This is a genomic window from Alteromonas sp. B31-7, from assembly GCF_015767655.1.
Taxonomy (GTDB): domain Bacteria; phylum Pseudomonadota; class Gammaproteobacteria; order Enterobacterales; family Alteromonadaceae; genus Alteromonas; species Alteromonas australica.
The window spans coordinates 2152547-2174522 of sequence record NZ_CP065233.1 but is presented as its reverse complement, the minus strand read 5'-3'; the positions used below and the strand labels follow the sequence as shown (position 1 = coordinate 2174522).

17 protein-coding genes are annotated in these 21976 nt (G+C 44.8%); 4 read left to right on the top strand and 13 right to left on the bottom strand.

Annotated features, from left to right (window positions below; translation table 11 throughout):
• Nucleotide 1: 1 nt before the first annotated feature.
• The 5 genes from IUA53_RS09190 to IUA53_RS09170 form a co-directional block, all read right to left on the bottom strand.
• The gene (locus IUA53_RS09190) at nucleotides 2-838 is read right to left on the bottom strand and encodes a putative RNA methyltransferase (RefSeq protein ID WP_044447332.1); all 837 of its coding nucleotides are present in this window, start codon (nucleotides 836-838) and stop codon (nucleotides 2-4) included.
• 101 nt (nucleotides 839-939) lie between these two features.
• Entirely contained in the window at nucleotides 940-1836 is an 897-nt protein-coding gene (gene mmsB, locus IUA53_RS09185; protein ID WP_044057082.1) for a 3-hydroxyisobutyrate dehydrogenase, read from the bottom strand.
• Nucleotides 1833-3002 (bottom strand): enoyl-CoA hydratase/isomerase family protein, encoded by a 1170-nt coding sequence (locus tag IUA53_RS09180; RefSeq protein WP_196899278.1) that lies wholly within the window; start codon nucleotides 3000-3002, stop codon nucleotides 1833-1835. Before IUA53_RS09180 ends, mmsB begins: the two co-directional genes overlap by 4 nt.
• Nucleotides 3003-3020: 18 nt before the next feature.
• Complete coding sequence (locus IUA53_RS09175) at nucleotides 3021-4175, bottom strand: acyl-CoA dehydrogenase family protein (protein WP_044057080.1); 1155 nt, start codon at nucleotides 4173-4175, stop codon at nucleotides 3021-3023.
• Nucleotides 4176-4204: 29 nt separating this feature from the next.
• Complete coding sequence (locus IUA53_RS09170; RefSeq protein WP_044447330.1) at nucleotides 4205-5695, bottom strand: CoA-acylating methylmalonate-semialdehyde dehydrogenase; 1491 nt, start codon at nucleotides 5693-5695, stop codon at nucleotides 4205-4207.
• A gap of 249 nt (nucleotides 5696-5944) precedes the next feature.
• Between IUA53_RS09170 and IUA53_RS09165 the strand changes: the two genes are divergently transcribed.
• Nucleotides 5945-7555: a response regulator gene (locus tag IUA53_RS09165; RefSeq protein ID WP_082052887.1), complete on the top strand. Its 1611-nt coding sequence runs from the start codon at nucleotides 5945-5947 to the stop codon at nucleotides 7553-7555.
• 20 nt (nucleotides 7556-7575) lie between these two features.
• On the opposite strand, the gene IUA53_RS09160 is transcribed toward IUA53_RS09165, so the two are convergent.
• Nucleotides 7576-8436, bottom strand: coding sequence for an NAD(P)-dependent oxidoreductase (locus tag IUA53_RS09160; protein WP_044447328.1), 861 nt, complete (start codon nucleotides 8434-8436; stop codon nucleotides 7576-7578).
• 103 nt (nucleotides 8437-8539) lie between these two features.
• Here IUA53_RS09160 and IUA53_RS09155 point away from each other — a divergent pair, with 103 nt between their 5' ends.
• Nucleotides 8540-9019, top strand: a complete 480-nt coding sequence (locus tag IUA53_RS09155; protein ID WP_044447326.1) for a glutathione peroxidase — start codon at nucleotides 8540-8542, stop codon at nucleotides 9017-9019.
• Nucleotides 9020-9045: 26 nt separating this feature from the next.
• Nucleotides 9046-10077 (top strand): 2-hydroxyacid dehydrogenase, encoded by a 1032-nt coding sequence (locus tag IUA53_RS09150; protein ID WP_044447323.1) that lies wholly within the window; start codon nucleotides 9046-9048, stop codon nucleotides 10075-10077.
• 4 nt (nucleotides 10078-10081) lie between these two features.
• Here IUA53_RS09150 and IUA53_RS09145 read toward each other — a convergent pair whose 3' ends face one another.
• From IUA53_RS09145 to IUA53_RS09120, 6 genes are all read right to left on the bottom strand, one after another.
• Nucleotides 10082-10846, bottom strand: a complete 765-nt coding sequence (locus IUA53_RS09145) for a methyltransferase (RefSeq protein WP_044057074.1) — start codon at nucleotides 10844-10846, stop codon at nucleotides 10082-10084.
• Between the two features lie 55 nt (nucleotides 10847-10901).
• Nucleotides 10902-11663 (bottom strand): Nif3-like dinuclear metal center hexameric protein, encoded by a 762-nt coding sequence (locus IUA53_RS09140; RefSeq protein WP_044057073.1) that lies wholly within the window; start codon nucleotides 11661-11663, stop codon nucleotides 10902-10904.
• A gap of 121 nt (nucleotides 11664-11784) precedes the next feature.
• Entirely contained in the window at nucleotides 11785-12432 is a 648-nt protein-coding gene (locus IUA53_RS09135) for a TetR/AcrR family transcriptional regulator (protein ID WP_044057072.1), read from the bottom strand.
• 94 nt (nucleotides 12433-12526) lie between these two features.
• Nucleotides 12527-13549, bottom strand: a complete 1023-nt coding sequence (gene sohB, locus IUA53_RS09130; protein ID WP_044447321.1) for a protease SohB — start codon at nucleotides 13547-13549, stop codon at nucleotides 12527-12529.
• Nucleotides 13550-13666: 117 nt separating this feature from the next.
• Entirely contained in the window at nucleotides 13667-16192 is a 2526-nt protein-coding gene (locus IUA53_RS09125) for an acylase (protein WP_044449484.1), read from the bottom strand.
• Between the two features lie 181 nt (nucleotides 16193-16373).
• Entirely contained in the window at nucleotides 16374-18977 is a 2604-nt protein-coding gene (locus IUA53_RS09120; protein WP_044057070.1) for a VolA/Pla-1 family phospholipase, read from the bottom strand.
• Between the two features lie 310 nt (nucleotides 18978-19287).
• Here IUA53_RS09120 and IUA53_RS09115 point away from each other — a divergent pair, with 310 nt between their 5' ends.
• Nucleotides 19288-20031, top strand: a complete 744-nt coding sequence (locus tag IUA53_RS09115) for a YciK family oxidoreductase (RefSeq protein ID WP_196899473.1) — start codon at nucleotides 19288-19290, stop codon at nucleotides 20029-20031.
• Nucleotides 20032-20163: 132 nt separating this feature from the next.
• Here IUA53_RS09115 and glnS read toward each other — a convergent pair whose 3' ends face one another.
• Nucleotides 20164-21831 carry a glutamine--tRNA ligase gene (gene glnS, locus IUA53_RS09110; RefSeq protein WP_196899276.1) on the bottom strand — a complete coding sequence of 556 codons (1668 nt, stop codon included), beginning with the start codon at nucleotides 21829-21831 and terminating at the stop codon, nucleotides 20164-20166.
• Nucleotides 21832-21976 lie beyond the last annotated feature (145 nt).

Genomic DNA, 21976 nt, shown 5'->3' with positions numbered 1-21976 from the left:
TTTATGAGGATGATAGTGAAAATACCTGAATGTTAAAGTCGACGGTGACCGATGCTAAATTTTCTACCACCTTATCTAATTTTTCAGGTGTTAAGCGCCAGTAATAAGGCGTCATTTTAACAAGAGCGAGACGCTGTTCTGGGGATGGTAAAGATAACGTGTAAGAGAGGTTTTCATGTTTTATTTGATTGAAACCCTCACGTTCCGTTGATTCGTCTTTATGCGGCTGTGGGTTGCTATATACCAGTGATTTTAATTCAAAGAGATGCCTTGGCGCAGGGTCAACCGTAAGCAACACGCCATGGGGTTTCAATACACGAGCATATTCTTTTGTGCATCCCGGCGCAAACACCTGGATGGCGGCGTCTAGCGTACTATTTTGTAGCGGTAAATCAAAGCTGCTAGCGACAACGAATTGGCACGACTTGTAGGCTTTCGCTGCCAGTTCAACAGCGGTTTTCGAAATATCACTGCCTGCACCGTCAAGGATAAAGCCGCTTTCTTTTAACCCTTTCACACACGCATGTAAGTAGCTTCCTTCGCCACAACCAGCATCGTACAGGGTTAACGGCGTATTTTCTAAAGATTGGCTGGCGAAATACCGCGCTAAAATTTCACACATGGTGTCTTTAAGCGGCTGATAACCCTTTTGTTCATGGAACATGCGCCGTGCACGTACCATTTCCTTATCGTCTCCCGGCGACTTAGATTTTTTAAACTGTACAGGAAGTAAATTTACGTAGCCTGCTTTGGCCTTATCGAAAGTGTGTTTGTTTGCACATTGAATGGCTTTTTCATTTACATTGATGGGGAGTTGGCATAAAGGGCATTGCCACATAAAAAATATCCAAAAAACGACGACGAGTAATAAGTTTATCAATTTTCACTGTCAGTGTCTTATTGGAAACTGTGGCTTAGCCCTCTCTCTTGTGTATTGCTTTACGTGTTAGTGTGTTTATTAAAGAGTGTATAAACACTGGAGAAGTCTTTTTCTCCATGGCCCTGTGACTCCAGCATTCTATACAAGCTTTGCGCTGCTGTTGCCATGGGTGTGGTAGAGACACTGTCGGCCGCAGTGTTCATGGCAAGGTTTAAATCTTTGTTCATAAGCTTAACCATAAAACCACCTTCATACTGATTGCTAGAGGGCACATTTTCCATAACATCTGGACACGGATTGTACTTCTCCAGTGTCCAGTTGCACCCCGAGCTTTGCAGCATAATGTCAGACATAACCTTAGGGTCTATGCCATTTTTTGTGGCCATCGTTAGGGCTTCTGAAGTACCCGCCATAAGCACCGCCAACAGCATATTGTTGCAAATTTTTGCAATCTGTCCTGCCCCTAAATCGCCGGCGTGAAACAAATTCCGCCCCATACATTGTAAAACAGGTGTCGCCTGCGCAACCGCGTGTGGGCTGCCTCCCATAATAAAGGTGAGCGTTCCCGCTTTCGCGCCTGCCGTGCCGCCAGAGACGGGAGCATCAATAAAGTGCATGTTACACGCATATGCATCAGCGCCAACCCGTTTTGCAGTATCTGCATCTATGGTAGAGGAGTCGATAAATAGGGTTCCGGGTTTGGCGCCACGAATAATACCATCATTACCTAAATACAAGCGCTCAACGTGTTGAGCCGCCGGTAACATAGTCACGACAATGTCTGCATCCTTTACCGCACTCAACGCCGAATCAGCAACACTGGCGCCTTCACGCTTTAGTGAATCCATCGCCGGCACCGACAAATCAAATACGGTTACCCTATGTCCACTTTGCACTAAGTTTACGGCCATAGGACCGCCCATATTGCCCAAACCAATAAATGCGATGTGTGTCATTTTTCCTCTCCTAAGTGAGCCAGCGGATGTTCGTCTTCTGCCCAAGGAGAACTGAAAAAACCTTCAACAACGTCGTGGGGAACTTCTTCTACGTGGTTATATTTCCACTTAGGGGAAAGGTCCTTGTCGATGAGCAGCGCCCTTACGCCCTCTTGAAATTCGCCTGACTCTCCGCATCTGCAAGACATAACGGCCTCCATTTTGAAACATTCAGCCAACGTCATCGTTGCCCCGCGAACACACTGCTCAAAAACCAGATGGGCGGTAATAGGCGACCCATTTTTGAGGTTTTTTTGTGCTTTATTAAGCCATTTTATCGCCACTGCGTGTGCCTCTGGGTCTTCACTAACCGGTAGATCACTTTCTTGGGCGCTTAAAATATTGTCTACCACCGCAGCCACTGTTTTGCCGTCACACCATGTATTAATAGCGTTTTGATGCAGAGCGATAAGGCTCTTGGGCGGGCTTAGTGGCGCATCTAAGTTCGCGAGTACCTGAGAGACCGAATCGTGATGATTAACACCGCCCCACTCAACGTCGTTTAACTTCTGCATTAAGATGTCTAGTTGATTGGCAGCCACCAAATAGTCAGCCAATCCCGCATGTACAGCATCAGCACCGTTCATTTGCGTGGCTGTCAATCCTAAGAACAAGCCTGTTTTACCTGGCATGCGCGGTAAAAAATAGCTGCCTCCTACATCGGGATAAAGACCAATGGAAATTTCAGGCATTGCCAATCGTGATGTTTCTGTCACCACTTTATGACTTGCTCCACATAAAAGGCCCATACCGCCGCCCATTACAATACCTGAACCCCATACCACGATAGGCTTGGGGTAATAATGTATGCAGTAGTCCAAGGTATATTCAGTTTTGAAGAATGATGTTAAAAATGCAGGGATCTCTCCTTGGGATTCACACATTGCGTGGTACATAGAGACGATATCGCCGCCCGCACAAAACGCTTTATCGCCTGCTGATGTGAGAACAATGCACGTGATATCTTGCCGTGATTTCCATTGCTCTAATGTATCTAACAGGATACTCGCCATGGGCAAGTCTAGGGCATTCAGAGCCTTAGGTTTGTTTAAAGTGAGGACGCCCAATACATGGCCGCTTTTGGTTTTACGCTCTTCGGCGATGACGACGGGGGCTGACTGTTGCATAAAAACTCCTTATCCCTGTTAAAGCAGGCTTGTGGTATCTGCAAGTAATCGCCTTGCTATGATAACGCGCATAATTTCATTTGTGCCTTCAAGAATTTGATGAACGCGTACATCGCGAACATGGCGTTCTAATGGGTATTCATTAATATAGCCATACCCACCATGTAACTGTAAGGCTTCATTACACACTTTAAAACCCACATCGGTGGCAAACCGTTTCGCCATAGCGCAGTAAGTGGATTTGTCTGGGTGGTTCGCGTCTAGTTTACACGCTGCCATACGAACGAGTTGCCTTGCTGCCACCAATTCCGTGGCCATATCGGCTAATTTAAATTGTAACGCTTGAAATGTGGCAATAGGCTTTTGAAATTGCTCGCGTTCACGTAGATAGGCGTTGGCCAAATTAAGTGCTTGTTGGGCCGTCCCTACAGAGCAAGTTGCAATATTAATACGCCCGCCGTCTAAGCCTTGCATGGCCATTTTAAAGCCCTGGCCTTCCTCGCCTAATCGCCAATTTGCGTCAATCTCTACATTATCAAATGCAATCATTCTAGTGGGTTGAGCGTTCCACCCCATTTTCCTCTCTTTTTTACCGTAGCTTATTCCCGGCGCATTGGCCGGTACAGCGAATGCGCTAACGCCCTTAGGACCGCTGCCGCCAGTGCGAGCCATTACCACAAGAACGTCTGTTTCACCGGCACCAGAAATAAAAACCTTCGAACCATTCAGAATATAGCCAGACTGCTTTTTTTCCGCTTTTGTTTTTAGTGATGCAGCATCAGAACCCGCACCGGGCTCGGTAAGACAATAGGATGCCAGTTGTTCGCCAGTGACGAGACTAGGACACCACTTAGCGCGAACCTCATCACTTCCCCAGGTGGCTATCATCCAGGTTGCCATATTATGAATAGTTAACATGGCGGTGGTTGTCGTACACCCCATTGCCAATTGTTCAAATATCACAGAGGCATCCAAACGACTGAGACCTAAACCACCTTCACTTTCTGGGCTATATAAGCCGCAAAAACCCAGTTCACCGGCTTTTTGTATGGTTTCTTTAGGGAAAAAATGTTCGCGATCCCACTGCGCCGCAAAAGGTGCCAGTGCTTGTTCACTAAACTGTCGTGCTGTCTCCTGAAACGCCACTTGGTCTTCTGAAAGCTCTACATTCATTGTGTTTTACTCCACACTGCCGTTTTGGATTAGTCTAACGAAATGGTTAAATTTGTACCGCTTGGTACGTCGTCTTCTAGCCATCTAGCGGTGACCGTTTTAGTCTCGCTATAGAAACGAATGGCTTGTTTTCCGTAGGCGTGGAGGTCGCCATAAAAAGAGTTTTTCCACCCTGTGAAGGAAAAAAATGGCAAGGGCACAGGAATTGGAACATTAATACCTACCTGCCCTACCTCGACATTTCTTTGGTATTTTCGCGCTGCTGCACCACTGTTTGTAAATATGGAAGTACCATTACCATAAGGGTTGTTGTTAACCAGTGTCAGGGCATCATCGAGTGAATCCACTGACATACAGGAAAGTACTGGGCCAAAAACTTCTTCTGTATAAATACGCATATCGGCAGTGACCTTATTAAACACCGTTGGGCCTACCCAGTTGCCGTCTTCATAACCTTCCACAGTGGCGGTGGAACCATCTAATAAACATTCGGCCCCTTCTTCTTTCGCTTCTTGAATTAAACCTAATACACGTCGTTTTGCCTGAGGGCTGATGAGAGGGCCAAATCCTGCTTCCTCGTCGTCCCACAGGCCAGGTTTTACTTTAGCAATTCGGGCGACTAATTCAGGTATCCACTGTTGCGCCTGGCCAACAAAGACCGCCACAGAAATTGCCATACAACGCTGTCCCGCTGCGCCTACTGAAGCGCCAACAAGATTATTTAATACATGCTCCTTATTGGCATCGGGCATAATTACCGTATGGTTTTTGGCACCCGCAAAGCATTGTGCTCTTTTCATATTCGCCGTTGCGGTACGATAAATGTGTTGACCAACAGGAACCGAACCCACGAAAGAAACTGCTTTAATGCGAGGGTCGGTTAACAAAGGCTCTACTTGCTCTTTACCGCCATGGACAACATTGAGAACGCCGGCAGGCGCACCCGCTTCAAGAAATAATTCAGCTAAGCGATTAGGCGTTAAGGGGTCTTGTTCTGACGGTTTTAAAATAAAGGTGTTACCGCAAACAATAGCGAGGGGAAACATCCAAAGTGGGATCATGGCTGGAAAATTAAATGGGGTAATACCTGCGCAAACACCAAGGGGTTGCGTGACACTGTAGGTATCGACGCCTCTTGCAACGTTTTCAACAGTTTCGCCCATCATTAATGCGGGGGCGTTCATCGCTTGCTCAACCACTTCTATGCCACGCCACACATCGCCTTTTGCGTCGTCGAAGGTTTTCCCCGTTTCTTGAGCGAGCAAAGTCGCAATTTCATCATGGTGTGCTTTAAGTAGTGCCTGATAGCGCATCATGACTCGTGCTCGCTCAGTAACGGGCACGTTTTTCCATTTTGAGAATGCGTGTGTTGCTGATGCGATCGCCCCTTCCATTTCGCTCTCAGTCGCGCAGGGCGCGTGTGCTATGGGTGTGTTGTTGGCTGGATTAGTCACCGTAATGAACTCATCGGTTGCCGACGTTATAAATTCACCATTAATAAGTAAAGGAACCTGTTTCATACTTTTCTGCCTGTGATTAACTCATGAGAGTAACAGTAACGAATTGTTAACCTTCACGTAAACGTTAACGTCAAATCAATTTAAAATAATTGTAAATTAATTGTGACACCAAAGGTTGGATTCCTTATGTTTTCTTAGGACTAAGTCGATAGATACATGTCGCCGCTTCGTTTTACATCTTTTTGCTTAATGCACTTTAGCCGAAGCACTGGTAAGCTATTGTTTGATAGAATGTTGAGTACAGCACCGATGGAATACAGGATTGCAATTGTTGAAGACAATGCGACAGCAAGAACGACCCTTCGTGGTCATCTGCTGCCCATTGGTCATTTAAACGTACGTAGTTTTGCATCGGGTGTAGAGTTGAAAAGCGCACTGCGCAAACAACATTTCGAGCTGCTTTTAATGGACTATCACCTTGGTCAAGGCAAGTCTGGTGTAGAATGGATCCACGCCCTTCGTGAAGCGGGTTACATTCGTCCAAGTACAGGTATTATCTTTCTTACGTCGGATAGATCGCCACAGGCCATTGGTAGAATTATGGATCTTCAGCCTGACATTCTACTCATTAAACCCTACACCATTGCGTCACTCACTCGACAAATTCGACACTATATTTCTTATCGCCACTATGCTGACCCGATATTAAAAGAAATGGATAACAAGCAGCGAAGTAACGCAATAAGTTTACTTCAAAAGCAAGTGAGAGAAGGTGTGCCCTCTCGTTTAGTGAATGACATTCGCAAATTGTATGCACGGCTTCTTTATGAAAATGGCGAGATTCAACGAGCCATGAATATCTATGATGAAGTACTTACCCGCTCTGACAAAGTGCTGTGGGCACAATGGGGTAAAATACGTTGCCAATATGCTGCAGGTAAATGGCCGGAATGTCAGTCGGAATTAAGCACCATGGTGCATTCTAGCTTAGCTAGAGACCGGGCGTTTGAGTGGTTGGCGTCACTGTCCTTCGAAAAAAAGTCCTACGGACAGGTGGAAGATTACCTCGAAAACATTAAGTTTAGCGAGTTGAGTTTATCGGCAACCAGAATGAAATCTATTGCCTTTCAAAAGCAAAATAAAGTGGTAGAAGCCATAGACTTGTTTCAGAAAAAACGCGCTATGCACCGAAGTGCGAAAGATCGTTTTAACGATTTTACCTTTGAATTAGCAGAGTTCTATCTACTTCTTGCTGAAGAGTCTCCTACGACTAACCGTAGAGAAAGCTTGTCGCAAGCAAGAAAATTAGTGGGCATTGCTGGTCGAAATCAAGGTGATAGGCAAATGCTGCAAAAGCGCGACTACCTATTAGCATTTTCTGCCATTCTCGAACAGGATGAAGACAAAGCCGCAAGTCTTTTAGACGAAGATTACATGGATAATTATTTACGGACAGAACCTTCACTATTGGTTATTGCCGCCAAAGTGCATTATGGGTTGGGCAACGAAGAAAAAGCGAACGCATTGTTACTATTAGCCAGGCAAAAAAACGAAGAAACTCAGGCTATTACAGAACAAGTTAGCAACAGTGCATTAATTATTACAAGTGGAAAAGAATTGGGTTTAAATCACGAACAAGCTGTTGCGCTTAATGAAACAGGCACACACATGTTTGTTGAAAAAAACTTTTTAGGCGCACTCAAACACTTCTATGATGCGTTCACCTTGTCAGCAGATACGGCGGCCTTTGGTCTTAACCTTGTTCAATGTATGATTGAAGCGGATACTGCGGTATATCGAAAGTTCTCTGTACAGAGCCTACTGAGTTGTGTTGCGGAACTTGAACTCACACAGGGCAACCAGCAACGACTAAACCAACTGACATTGTTAGCACAAGCCGCTGCTGAAAAAAAAGGGTAAAATAAGGCTTTTCGCCTGCCTTACTTCAGCCGTGTTAGCAGGCTAGATGTATCCCATCTATTACCGCCCATTTTTTGTACATCAGCATAATATTGATCCACTAATGCGGTTAACGCAAGTGTAGAGCCATTTCTTCGAGCTTCATCCAATGCAATAGATAAGTCTTTTCGCATCCAGTCCACGGCGAAGCCAAATTCATAGCTGTTATCAAGCATAGTTTGGGCGCGATTCTCCATCTGCCACGATTGTGCGGCTCCTTTGCTGATGACGTCAATAACAGCACTGCAGTCTAAGCCTGCTTTTTGGCCAAAGTGCAACGCTTCAGCTAGGCCTTGAACAATCCCAGCAATGCAAATTTGATTCATCATTTTGGCTAGCTGCCCACTGCCACATTCCCCGAGTAATTGGCTGTGGCGAGAATAAGCGTCGAAAAGAGGCTTAGCTTTGATATAGTCTCTTTCCGTCCCGCCGACCATCACGGTTAACTGACCATTTTCAGCGCCAGCTTGCCCGCCAGAGACAGGCGCATCAAGAAAACCTAAACCATGGTCTTTACACACCCGGTCGATTTCCTTTGCTACCGTGGCAGATGCGGTTGTATGGTCTATTAATAATGCGCCTTCATTCATCGCAGCAATGGCTTCTTTTGCCACCGTTCTAACGTCGTTGTCGTCACCCACACACATTAGTACAACATCAGCATCTTTGGCTGCTTCAGATGGGCTTAAAGCGAGTTTGGCGCCATATTTTTCAACCCACTGCTTTGCTTTCTGTGTAGTTCGATTGAACACAGTCACATCAAAACCTGCAGAAACCAAATGACCCGCCATGGGATACCCCATAACACCCAATCCCAAAAAGCTTACTTTCATTTTTGTCATGCTGATCTTACTATCCATTCTAGGGTTATACTGATACCCAAAGTATCAAGCTTTAATGAAGCAAAGACAACAGTAATAAAAACAACAATACTGAGGAAACGCGATGTCAATTTATGCCCACACACTCACGAAAAACACTGGCGAACCACAAGAGATGGAAAGCTATAGAGGGAAACTGCTTCTTATCGTCAATACCGCGAGTAAGTGCGGTTTTACCAAACAATATGAAGGGCTAGAAAACTTGTACTCGCGCTATAAAGACAAGGGATTTGAAATTCTTGGGTTCCCCTGTGACCAGTTTGGCCATCAAGAGCCAGGCAGTGATGAAGAAATCGCGGCGTTTTGTAATATCAATTTTGGCGTTTCATTTTCGCTTTTTAAAAAAACGGATGTGAATGGCCCGCAAACCCACCCTATGTATGTTGAACTAAAAGACCAAGCGCCAGGTTTACTTGGCTCTAAGCGGATAAAGTGGAATTTTACGAAATTTTTGGTTTCAAAAGATGGCACTGTTGTTAAACGATATGCCCCCACCACGAAACCAGAAGACATAGCAAAAGACATTGAGTCCCACTTAGCATAAGTCATAATAAACAGGGAGGTAACCGTATGCTCAAGGTCGCGTTTTTCAGTGCTCAAGCTTACGATAATGCTATTTTTTCATCGTTGCGATTGAAACAGAAAAGTGTAGATGAAACTCCATCCTCCACTATTGACTTTACGTTTTTCCCCCACCCATTAAATGCGCAAACTGCGATAACCTGTAAGGGTTTTGATGCAGTTTGTGTGTTTGTTAATGACGATTTAAGTGCGCCTACCCTTGCGACCTTAGCCAATTTAAAAGTAAAACATGTCGCCCTGCGCTGCGCTGGGTTCAATAACGTGGATGTACACGCAGCGAAAGCGCTAGGGATTAAGGTTTCCCGTGTGCCCGCATACAGTCCACAAACAGTTGCAGAACATACATTGGCGTTAATCCTCACGTTAAACCGTAAAACCCATAAAGCCTACAACAGAGTAAGAGAAGGAAACTTTGCCTTGGAAGGCCTAATGGGCTTCACCCTTTTCAATAAAACCGTTGGCATCATTGGTACAGGCAAGATTGGTCAAGCAGTCATCCGTATTCTTAATGGGTTTGGTTGTAAAATTTTATGTTGTGACCCAAATCCTCATCGCGAGGTTGAAAAGCTTGGGGCAACCTACACCTCGTTAGAAAACGTAATGTCTCAGTGTCAAATTGTGTCTTTGCACTGTCCACTAAACGACGATAGCTATCATTTAATAAACGAGGATACATTAGCCCTTATGCCTAAAGGCGCCATGCTTATTAATACATCGCGTGGAGGGCTTATCGATGACACAGCGGTCATTGGTGCGTTGAAAAAACAGCACCTTGGTTACCTTGGCCTTGACGTTTATGAAAGAGAAAGTGAATTATTCTTTAGCGATCACTCATTAGACATTATTCAGGACGATATTTTTCAACGCCTGCTCACTTTCCCCAATGTACTGGTGACGGGGCACCAAGGCTTTTTTACCCAGGAGGCATTAGCCGAAATTGCACAGGTGACTGTGAGCAACCTTTTATTATTCACCCACAACAGCGATGTCACTGCCAATGACAACCTCGTGGACGTGTAAATCGTTACTCTTTGTGTTCGTTTGCTGCTGGTTTTTGCAGCATCAAATGGAAATATTTCCCAAGCCATAGAAACGGTTCGGTTTGATTGTATTGCCTTTCCACGCTTACGAGTTGGTCGAATTTAGATGTTTGATGGCTGTTATCTTTCATGTAATCGTGAAAACAGCGAACCCCGGTTTTACTTAAGATATGAAAGCCTGAATTTTCACAAAATTCCACTACTTGCTTAGCAGGTAAGGCATTTTGCGGGTTCAGTTTAACTTGGTTTTTAACCTTAAGGCCACGTTCAATATATTCAAAGTTACCGTAAATGGCATTCGCCATGAGCGCAGCATCTCTATTAAAGAAGCTAAGGCTTAGCAACCCACCGGGCTTTAGGTTGCTATACAAAAAACGTATGGCGTCGAAGGGCTTATCAAGCCACTCTAAAACCGCATGGCATACAACCAGATCATAAGCATCAATATCTGTAATATCTTGAAGATACTGCTGCTTTATATCGACGTTGCTAAACGCAGCTAAATTAGCGCTGGCCAATTCAAGCACATCTTTTGAACCGTCAGTCAGCGTAATACGATGTCCTTGCTCAGCTAAATGGGCGGCCATCACACCTGTGCCCCCGCCGACTTCTAATATAGATAAGGGCACTTGGGTGAAAGGTTGCAAGGCATCACACAAGATAAGATGGCGCAATTGCCCCTTAGTCGTACCATATATATTATCAGCAAACTTAGTTGCTATGCCGTTAAAAAGGCGGTCATTTTCCATAAACTATTCATCGTTAATTCACTTAATGTACCAGGTAATACATTAGGCTTTTGCATTACGCAGGGTTAGGTATGTCTATAAAGGTTACAGGTATATCGAAGTGCTCTGACAAGTGCTCACCTAATGCTTTTACTCCATAACGTTCGGTTGCATGATGACCCGCGGCGAAAAACGCAATGTCCATTTCCCGTGCGACATGAATGGTTTGTTCTGATACCTCGCCAGTAATAAAAGCATCTACGTTGGCCTCCACGGCTTGCTCTATAAAACCTTGGCCGCCTCCCGTACACCACGCAATACGTGTTATCTCTTTATTCTGCGGGCACTCCATAAGAATTTCGCGGCTTAATTGCGTAGCCAGTAATTGCTTTAAGTCTTCACCCTTAATTGGGCTGGGAAGTTCGCCTTCCATCAAAACACCGACAGGTTTCACACTAGATACTGCTTTAACTTGATGAACATTAAGCAACTTCGCGAGTTGCCGATTATTGCCATATTCAGGGTGAACATCTAACGGTAAGTGGTACGCAAGCAAATTGATATCGTTTTTTAGTAACGCAGAAATACGCTTCTTCTTCATGCCCGTGATGGTTTGTGACTCACCTTTCCAAAAGTATCCGTGGTGAACTAAAAGGGTGTCCGCCCCTTGTGCAATAGCGGCATCAACGAGTGCTTGCGACGCCGTTACACCAGTCACAATATGAGTGACTTCCCTCCTACCTTCAACCTGCAAGCCATTCGGGCAGTAGTCGGTTATTTCCTGTACTCGCAAAAGTCCGTTTAAATAGGTAGAAAGTTGTTGAATGGATACTGACACAAGTCCTCCGTGCAAAAAGTGAGAAAAAATTAGTATAAAAAGTGACTGGCTTTTCGGTAAAAGACGATTGGGCAGAAAAGCTACGCGCTAAATCTGCCACTGCAATTTTGCCACGATAAGCCTAGATTGTTGATATATTGTTTGGGAGATTTCCCGCTAAGCCTTGCGCCACAAAAGGAACAAGGTGACTAATTACCTCTTCAATCTCTACCTGCTTATGGAAGTCAGACTCTGCAATTTCGGTAAGTGCCTGACTGGATGCCATTGAAAATACAAAGCTTCCCATCGCAAAGTGAAGCCGCCAAAATAATTCTTCTTCCGGTAACTCAGGCAAACACCTTTGTATACTCGCAACCAAAGCGCGAACAGTTTCGCCATAATTGGTCATAATGAACCGACGCAAATGCCCTTGTGTTTCATTGTAACCTCGCCCCAATAGTTGAACAAAAATAGCCGTTCCATTAGGCCCAAGTGTATTAAGTTTCAACATTGGGGGAATGAGCGATTGAAGCAATTCGGCAATGCCACGCGTTCCCATTGATGGCGACAATGATTTTAAACAAAGCGCTACTTCGGGCATTAAAATATCGAAATAACGTTTTAATACCGATTGGATCAGGTTTTTCTTACTACCAAAATGGTAGTTAACAGATGCCAAATTAACATTCGCTTGCGTTGTAATTTCTCGCATAGAGGTTTGTGTAAACCCATATTGAGAAAACAACAATTCTGCGGCATCGAGAATATCTGTTTTGGTATTTTTCGCCATTTTTATATTTCTTATTAGCAGCCCGCTGACTAGATAAATCCATCAGAAGGGTTATGCGTAACCAGGTTAACCCCATGATAGAATTCGTTTTTACTTAAAACCAATGTCTTGCTTTGTTCCAGCTTTTCATTAACACGCGCTCAGCTACTGAGGCCACAGACAAGCCTAATTTTTCTGCAACATTCTTTTTAACTGAGTACTTAACACTAAATATTTCACGCTCAGGGTGATGAGAAAGGATATAGTCATCCGAGGTGGATAACGCATCAACCAAGCCGAGTTCTTTTGCCTTAACGCCAGGCCAATACTCTCCAGTTGCCACTTTCTCAATGTCCATGTCTGGACGTTGGCTGTGAACAAAGTCTTTAAATAAGGTATGAATTTCTTCTATTTCTTCTTTGAATTTTTCCCGACCTTCGTCGTTATTTTCACCAAACACAGTTAGCGTACGTTTGTACTCCCCGGCTGTGTGTTGTTCAAATTCAATATCGTTTTTCTTTAATAGTTTATTAAAGTTAGGCAATTGCGCTAGCACGCCAATAGAGCCAATATATGCAAATTGGGATGCTATTAATTTATCAGCTACGCAAGCCATCATATACCCACCGCTAGCGGCGACTTTATCAACGGCTATAGTAAGTTTAAGCCCTTTTTCTTTAATGCGTTGTAGTTGCGACGCTGCAAGTCCGTAACCATGTACGACACCACCGCCACTCTCTAATCGCACCAAAACTTCGTCTTCACTTTGTGCAATACAAAGAAGGGCGGTAATTTCTTCACGTAAATGCTCAACTTCATTGGCGTCCATAGAGCCTTTGAAATCCAACACAAACAAACGTGACTTTTTATCTTGCGGTTCCTTGTTTTTCTTCTTTTGTTTCTCTTCTTTCTTTTGTTCTTTGGCAAGCTGCTTTTGTGCATTTTTATCTAACAGTACTTGCCGCGCGTAATGGGTTATGTCTTTTAACTGTTCAGACAGTGATGTTATTTCAAGTTGCCCCTTACCTTGCTTTTGTTTGCTCGCCGCGCCCACTATGGTGGAAACAATCACAACGAATGCCACAACTAAAGTGACGGCTTTGGCAACAAATAAACCGTATTCGTACAAAAACTCCAAACTACTCTCCCAGTTTAATCCGAAGGGGTAAAAAGTTTACCCCTTCTTCGCTTTATCGCCCAATCTTGATATTACAGGCGTCGTTAAAAAAATGACGGCTATAATACCAGTCAATTTTTAGTCTGACGATAGGATTAACTCATTGATTGTATTTGCAGCTATATCTTCTTCTGTAAAATACATGTCTCTTAAACTAGGTTGCTGAGAATACAGCAATGTTTGGTCTAAGAAGTGGTCACTGCCAAACACACGAGATTGTGAATAGGTAAGTATTCCCCTTCCCTGTGGCCCCTCGTCCGTGAAGTTAATGACCAACATCCAACTACTGCCATAGTTTATGTGATATCCCTGCGCTTCTGCACTCATGATGGTGTTTGAATTTAACGGCGCATAAGTATGCCGGGGCAAAAGCGTGCCATTGTTGCCTGCCACGATATTAAACACATTAAATCCACCCTCAATATTATGCGCGCCACCCCAGGGTATTTTCTCTCCTGTTGCACTGCCATCAGGCAAACTTCGCTCAACAAATTGAACGTCGCCAAGTTTTGCATCGACAGCCACACCGGCTTCATTAATTACCTGTACAGCACGAGCGAACTGATTCAATGTTTCATCGTTTTGAATCAAGCCGCTAGGGGTAGACACCGGGTTCTCAAGGGAGAATGGTGTCACCCACTGGGGGTTTTGTGCAAATTGAAAGGCAAATTCTCTAAATACATGCGCCCCTACACTTTCCGTATTCATGGTTCCGTCCCATGTTGATAGCGCACTGCATGCGTCTTCAACGGACACATTATTGCCATCCACTACGACAGGAGCAGATCCTTGCTCACTACATAGCTGCAGTAAGCTTGGCAATACTTCTTCCGCCAGATAACTTCTGTTTGAGAGTAAAAGCGCCTCTACTTCTTGCGGCGTAAAGGTGCCATCACTTCCAGCTTCAGATTCAATAAATTTTTGTCCCATACGCGAGCGCAAAGACTGTTGATTGTCTACTTGACCGTATAAGGGGGATACCCCTGTAATTGGAGACGAAAGATTGGTTAACCAGAAACTATCATTTGAGTTTTGGACTGAGTCACTGCCTTCATATTTGGGCGCATTTTCATACGGTACCGGACTATTAAAATCAAAGGCAGATAAAAAGCCGGGTAATACGGTAAAGCCTGCAGATGCCTTGGTTTGAATCAATACTGGATTGCTAGTGAGCTCGTTAATAGCGGTATCTGTAAGATTGGGGACCGTGGAGTCATCTATATAGAAAACTTCGCCATCTGCTGACGCGGCCATTGTATTGTTAAAAATAACCCCGTCGTAATCCTTAAATGCTTGTTTAAACTCATCCATTGATGTGGCCATATTCATGGCTAACCAATGATCTACAACATCAAAGTTTGGTAAGTTAGCATCCTTAATGGCAAAGGCGTTTGTGGATGTCCAATCAAAGCTGCCAGGCACTTCAATCATGGGGCCATAGTTAGTGTAATAAGCGGTTTTACTTAATGTTATGGTTTGCCCAGGTGCCACAGCCACTTCAATTTGTAACGGTTTTTCGTAAATAGTGCGTTTATTTCCATCTACGATGTGCGTAAGCCCTGAAGCGTCACCCTCGTCTAAAGACAGTTGATAAACGACAAAATGTTCAGCGGTAGAGAAGGTGTGAGTCCACGCCACGTTTTCGTTAAAGCCAATGTTAACGGCACCAGGCAACCCCATTAATGAACTGCCTGTGACATTAAGATGCCCCGGTATTTGAGTATGGAATTGCCAAAATCTAAGGTTGCCGGTATGAGGAAAATGGGGGTTACCCAGTACCATGCCTTTCCCGTTTGTGGTTTTGTCGCTGCCTAACCCCCAGCCATTAGATCCCATTTCCTGTGGATTTTTTTCGGGAAGTGAGATGTTAGGCGTTATTGCCAACGCGGATGACACACCGCTATCACTTGACACCACAGTTGGCGCGTAATTCTCACCTTCCGGGGCAGCTAAAAACATAGGGCCTAGAAAGTTTGCTGCTCCAGGCAGCAACGCTACACCTAATGAATAGGTTAGTAAATCGACGCTGTCAATTTCAGTAACCCAAGGTTGTCCTGCACATGCTTGGTCTTGGTCCGCTAGCGGGGTTTCAGTGAGGTAACGATTGTATCCTGCCGTGTACCCTTGAAACATGGCTCTAGAATTTGCTGACAAGCGGGGTAAATTTTCTTCTGCTAACGCTCTTATCCCCAGCGTCAAAAAGCCGAAATCGTTTATAAGGTGTTCAGCGTCACCACTACCTTGATTTGCATCAGGGCCAAAATATTTAGCACGCTGGGAATTGTACTTGACGATTTGATCCGCCAACACACACAGGTTGTCTTTGGCGAAAGCATAGCCCACCCCATAGGCCATGCTTTCCAAGTTGTCTGCTTTAATATGTGGTACACCATAGGTGGTCCAACGTATTTCAGCATCAAGAGATGCGTCATCATCGAAGGCAGTTACCGGCGTGGTGATTGGTGTCGTGGGTGTGCTAGGGGTTTCATTACTGGGAGTATCGATATGGCTAAAGTCGTTATCATTATCGCCACAGGCACTTAGCGTCGTGGCAATTGCCAATGCAACCAGTGTTTTTTGAATGGCCCTTTTTTCTGTCGTTATTTTCACAAATATGTCCTTCTATTGTTGTTGTTCGGAACCCGCAGACGTCGCGTTTTGTGACTTCAACAGATCCGACCAATTAACACTACATTAACAATAGTAAACATTCAAACAACATTTTTAGTGGGCATACAAAAAAGCCGGCTATACGCCGGCTTTTTAAAATAACAAAGTTACTCAATTAGTTAGCAACAACGCTCTCATCACTGATATTAATTACGGTGGCATCAGAGGCAATATAAGCTGCTACCTCTTTTTGCATTTCCGTAGTCACATCTGCATTTGAAGCCGGGCTTAAACTTGACGCGTGTGCGCCACTGTTAAACAACACTAAGCCGCTCACCGGTTGGGTATCTGCTTTCGTGGTAGTGACTTGCTCTAGCCCGATAGTGCTTGCCAGCGGTAATTGGCCTGACAAAGGTAAAGCGGTAGACACGGGAATCACTTGATCTGGCAAGTTTTCATCACCGCCGTCACCCACTACGGTCATCATGTGAACCGGAGTGGTTGCACCTAAGGTTTCGGCATAGTTAGTAGGATCGCCGGCATCCATCATGGTTTGGGCGGCAAAAGCAAACTCACTGAATACGGCTTCTACTTCAGCGGTCTGCTCGTCTGTTAACGCATCCATGAATGCAGTGACCGCCGCCACGAGTTGCTCTTCAGTCAAATCTGACGTATCGCCATACAGCTGTACTAACAGTGCAACGAATTCTTCAGACGCTGAACTAAGTAGTAAACCTTTAATCAACGGACCGAAAGCTGGCGACTCTAGAAGGAACTGCGCTAAACCACCTCCTGGTGACTCGAGTGACGCCTCTTTAATGGCGAACATACTATCTAGGGCTGCTAATTCGTCACCCATGGTGGTATTCGCAACGGCAGCGAAGTTACCGCCTGTGATCGCGCCTAGTGAAACGCCCATGATAGAAACGCGAGAGGTATCAAACTTCACCCCTTGGGTTGTGGTTGCATCAACTACCGCGTTAATGCCCAAGCGCAAACCAAGTAAATCAGACACGCTCTGGCGAAGGTTATCACGGGCCGTAGGCAGGCTTGCAAGGTTCATATAATGGGTGGCACTGACATCAGTTGCATTAATGTCGTCCACACCGTCACCGGTGAGGTCATAACCACGAGAACCATGCAATGGCTGGTCAATGGCAATAGTGGCAACGCCAGCTAAGGATAATGCACCTGAAATAGCCAACATATCTTCTTTTTTACTGGTAATACCGTGGGCTAAAATAACCACTGGCCAACCCGCTTCAGGCATGGTTAGCGTTACCCCTAGTGATGCCGCTACCGCCACATCAGGCACAGTAACTTGTACATCTAGGGTTTCATTACCGTCATTGCCGCCCTTGGGCTGTGGATACGGGTTAAATTTTGTGATGTTCCGTGCAGAATCAAGCATCTCGCCATTCACACGTAAATCTGCAAGCCCGATACCCGAACAAAACTCATGGTTAGGACCAGGCGTTGCGCTGCTTAACACCTCGTCTGAGGCACTTGCGAGAACAATGCCGCTATCACAGGCTGCTGTCCAAAACTCGTTAACAGGGGCTTCAGGGTTTTCGGCGCTGGGCGTACCCAAAAAGTAAGGTAGCGAAATCGTCCCTTCATAGTGCTGTACCGCACAAAATGGCGCGACCTGAGTGTAAATTCCTGATGCAACCGCAGTCGCAAACTCGTTCAATGCCCCCCACTCGGCTGACATTTGACCAGACGCAGTGGCAGATAAACCGGCACAGGTTTGCAAAGAACTAAAGTCTGTCGCTTCAATAAATGCAATGGTTTGTTCTGAGCCTTCTGGTAACGAGGCAATTCCCAATTGAACTGCGCCATCAACCGTGGCCTCATCCACTAATTCTAACCGCTCCATCGCCGTAGGTGCTGCTGAATCGCCTACTACGATAATGGGCAACTCTTGTGCGGCAGTGGCTTCACCGGCAGCAAACGCTTGTGCGAAGTCGCTTACCATGACCTTTTTAATGGTATTAAGCGCTACACCTACAGACTGAGTAGTAAACGCAGAAACATAGGTGATGTCCTCTCTAGCATACCCTTGGGCAATTACAGGGTCGACTAACGAGTTCACTATGCCTTGAAGTAATAGTTGATCGTCTGACGATAATGGCAAGGTATCAATATCCTGACGCGTTAAATCCCAAGACGTAGACCCTTGTACAGATTTACCCGAAGTATCTTTTAAGCCAGTGGTCATTACCAGCATGTAGCCTTGACCTGATTTAAGCGGCTTTAGCGGCACAACGGTTACTGTGTCGTCATCGGCGAGAGATAAAACAAAATCTACGCCATAGGTAAGTTGATCACCCAATTTACACCCAGCAGATGGAATGGAAACCTGCGCGCAGTCTGCGTCGCTTTGGTCTAAACCTAATGTGGCTTCGAACAGCATAATACCGGCTGATAGCGTGCTTTCGTCCAGTGACACACCCGCGGGGGTTTCTACATTAATGGCAAAGGGGTGTTGTGTAGACCAACCATCCAGTACGTTAAGTGCATTTTGAGGATCTGAAAAGTCTGTGGCATCGTCTACGGGTATATTCAATGTGTAATCAAAGAAACCGTCGTCGCCAGGAAGCATTAGAAGATCGTTGGGGATATTTAAATCGCCTGAAGATGGATCGAAGACAATTCGTGAAAAAGGTGTTTGAACTTCAGTTTCAGCCTGAATGTCAGAAAGTGTATCGTCTGAACCACCACAGCCTGTTAGACCCAGTGCAAGAGCCACACTGGAACTTAATATGAGTTTTCTCATTACTACTCCCTACAAGCATTGTTGTTATTCTGTGTTTAAATAATATTCATACTGCTGGACGGCTAGTTATTGCGACAATCTCTTCAGTGAATAACGTTAATTAAACAAGTTAGACCAGTTGTATCTATTTCAATCTTATTAACTTTGTTGCAACTTTGCAAAGATTTGTTAACTAATTGTGTTAAATATTTTTACGTTTAACCTTTTTCACTGTATATGGTTTTACTTATTGCGCTAGGTAAGTATGATCGGCAAATCTATACAAATCATGGCCTAGTGCCTAATTGGGTGAGTAAATTAAATGAAGACAATGAATGCGTATCATGCCCCTGAAAATTTGTTAGCGGGGAAGATTATTCTCATTACCGGTGCAGGTGATGGTATAGGCGCTGAAGCCGCACGGTGCTACGCAAAACATGGCGCTACCTGCATATTGCTAGGCAGAACAGTGAGTAAATTGGAAAAGGTTTACGATGATATAGTCGCTGCAGGCGGCAGTGAACCGGCCATTGTTCCACTGGATTTAAAAGGGGCAACCGTTTCTCACTATCAGCAAATGGCACAAACCATCTTAGACCAGTTTGGGCGATTAGATGGCCTATTACATAATGCGTCAGTGTTAGGGCATTTAAGTGCATTTAAAGACATTGGCGAAGATGAATGGCGCGATGTTATGCAAATAAACGTAAACGGTACCATTTTTATGACACAAGCCCTCTTCCCTGTGCTAGAGAAAGCGCCACATGCTTCGGTCGTTTTTACGACCTCAAGTGTGGGACGCAAAGGGCGTGCTTTTTGGGGGACATACGCCGTGTCTAAATTTGCGACTGAAGGTGCAATGCAAACATTAGCTGATGAGTACCAAAATAAGTCACTACGCTTCAACTGCATTAACCCAGGCGGTACACGCACCAATATGCGTGCACAAGCGTTCCCCGCAGAGGACCCTGCCACATTAAAGACGCCTGCCGAGATTATGCCTACTTATCTTTATTTAATGGGCGACGAAAGCATAGACGTGAATGGTGAATCGCTAGATTGCCAACCAAAATAGTGTTAAAGCTTGCCGTTTCAAAAAAGGCACAGCAAGCACATTGACCAAGCTTCTTTCATTGAATGCGCAATAAAAAAGCCGCGATTATCTTAATCGCGGCTTTTTTAAGTTTCGACTAGGCTGTGTTAGCCATTAATCGCCAATTTTAGCCCAGGTATCACGAAGTCCAACGGTACGGTTGAAAACGGGCTTGCCTTCAACGCTATCGGCATCTAAGCAGAAATATCCCGTTCGCTCAAATTGCCAAGCGCCAACTTCAGGTACATTTTTGTCTAAACCTGCTTCCACCCACCCTTGCATAATTTGCAATGAGTCTGGGTTGATCGCGCTGGTAAAGTCCTCTTGTGCTGCAGGATTGGGCACGTTAAATAAACGATCGTACAAACGAAACTCTGCTGCTTGCGCCGTACCAGCATCTACCCAATGAATCACACCTTTTACTTTACGGCCATCGGCAGGATCTTTACCTAAGGTATCTGGGTCATATGTGCAATACACTGTTGTGACGTTGCCATCAGCGTCTTTTTCCACACGATTTGCTTTAACCACGTAGGCATTGCGTAAACGCACTTCTTTATCTAACACTAAGCGCTTAAATTTTTTGTTGGCGGATTCACGAAAATCTTCTGCTTCAATCCAAATTTCTCGACCAAAACTAATTTCCCGTGTTCCCATCGTCTCATCATTAGGGTGATTAGGCGCATTGAGAATTTCACTTTGCCCATCTGCATAGTTCTCAATAACTAATTTGATAGGGTCTAGCACTGCCATTGCGCGAGGGGCGTTAACGTTAAGATCGTCACGAATACAAGCTTCTAACATAGACATTTCTACCATGTTATCCATTTTCGTAACACCAATACGCTTACAAAACTCGCGTACCGCGCCAGGGGTATAACCTCGGCGGCGCAAGCCAGCAACGGTAGGCATACGTGGGTCGTCCCAGCCACTTACATGATTTTCTTCAACAAGTTGAATTAACCTGCGCTTGCTTAGCACCGTATATTCTAGGTTTAGGCGAGAGAATTCATACTGCCTAGGGGCACAATCTATGGTGATATTCTCAATAACCCAGTCATAAAGTCTGCGGTTATCTTGAAACTCCAACGTGCATAATGAGTGCGTAATGCCTTCAATGGCGTCCGAAATACAATGCGTGAAATCGTACATTGGATACACACACCACTTATCACCGGTTTGATGATGATGAGCATGCTTCACACGATAAATAACAGGATCGCGCATACACATGAAAGGTGAAGACATGTCAATTTTGGCACGTAAACTACATTCACCTTCTTTGTATTCGCCCGCCGTCATTTTTTCGAATTCACGTAAATTCGTTTCAATGTCGGTATCACGATAAGGGCTATTTTTACCCGCTTCGGTCAATGTGCCGCGCATTTCACGCATGGCATCTTGACTAGAGAAGTCAACATAGGCTAAGCCTTTGCTAATCAACTCTTTTGCGAATCCGTGAAGCTGATCAAAGTAATTTGATGAGTACCTTTCTTCACCGTCCCATTCGAAACCCAACCAGTGAACATCTTCTTTAATTGAGTTCACGAAAGAAATATCTTCTTTTGCTGGATTGGTGTCGTCAAAACGTAAATTACACGTACCCTGATAATCTTGGGCAATACCAAAATTTAAGCAAATCGACTTTGCATGACCAATGTGCAAAAAGCCATTGGGTTCAGGTGGGAATCGAGTTTTGATAGTGTCGTGCACACCATTGGCAAGGTCTTTGTCAATGATCTGACGGATAAAATTGGTCGGACGATGGTCAGTCTCGGCCATTCGCATGTTCCCCTTAACGCAACTAATCATAAAATTTAGTGGAGTATAACACTGACACAATTAGTTCAACCACGTTTAATTAGTTTTACCTTTGCAAGTGGTTGAATATGCATCTATCACGCCCCCCTGCTGGTGATATCTCCCT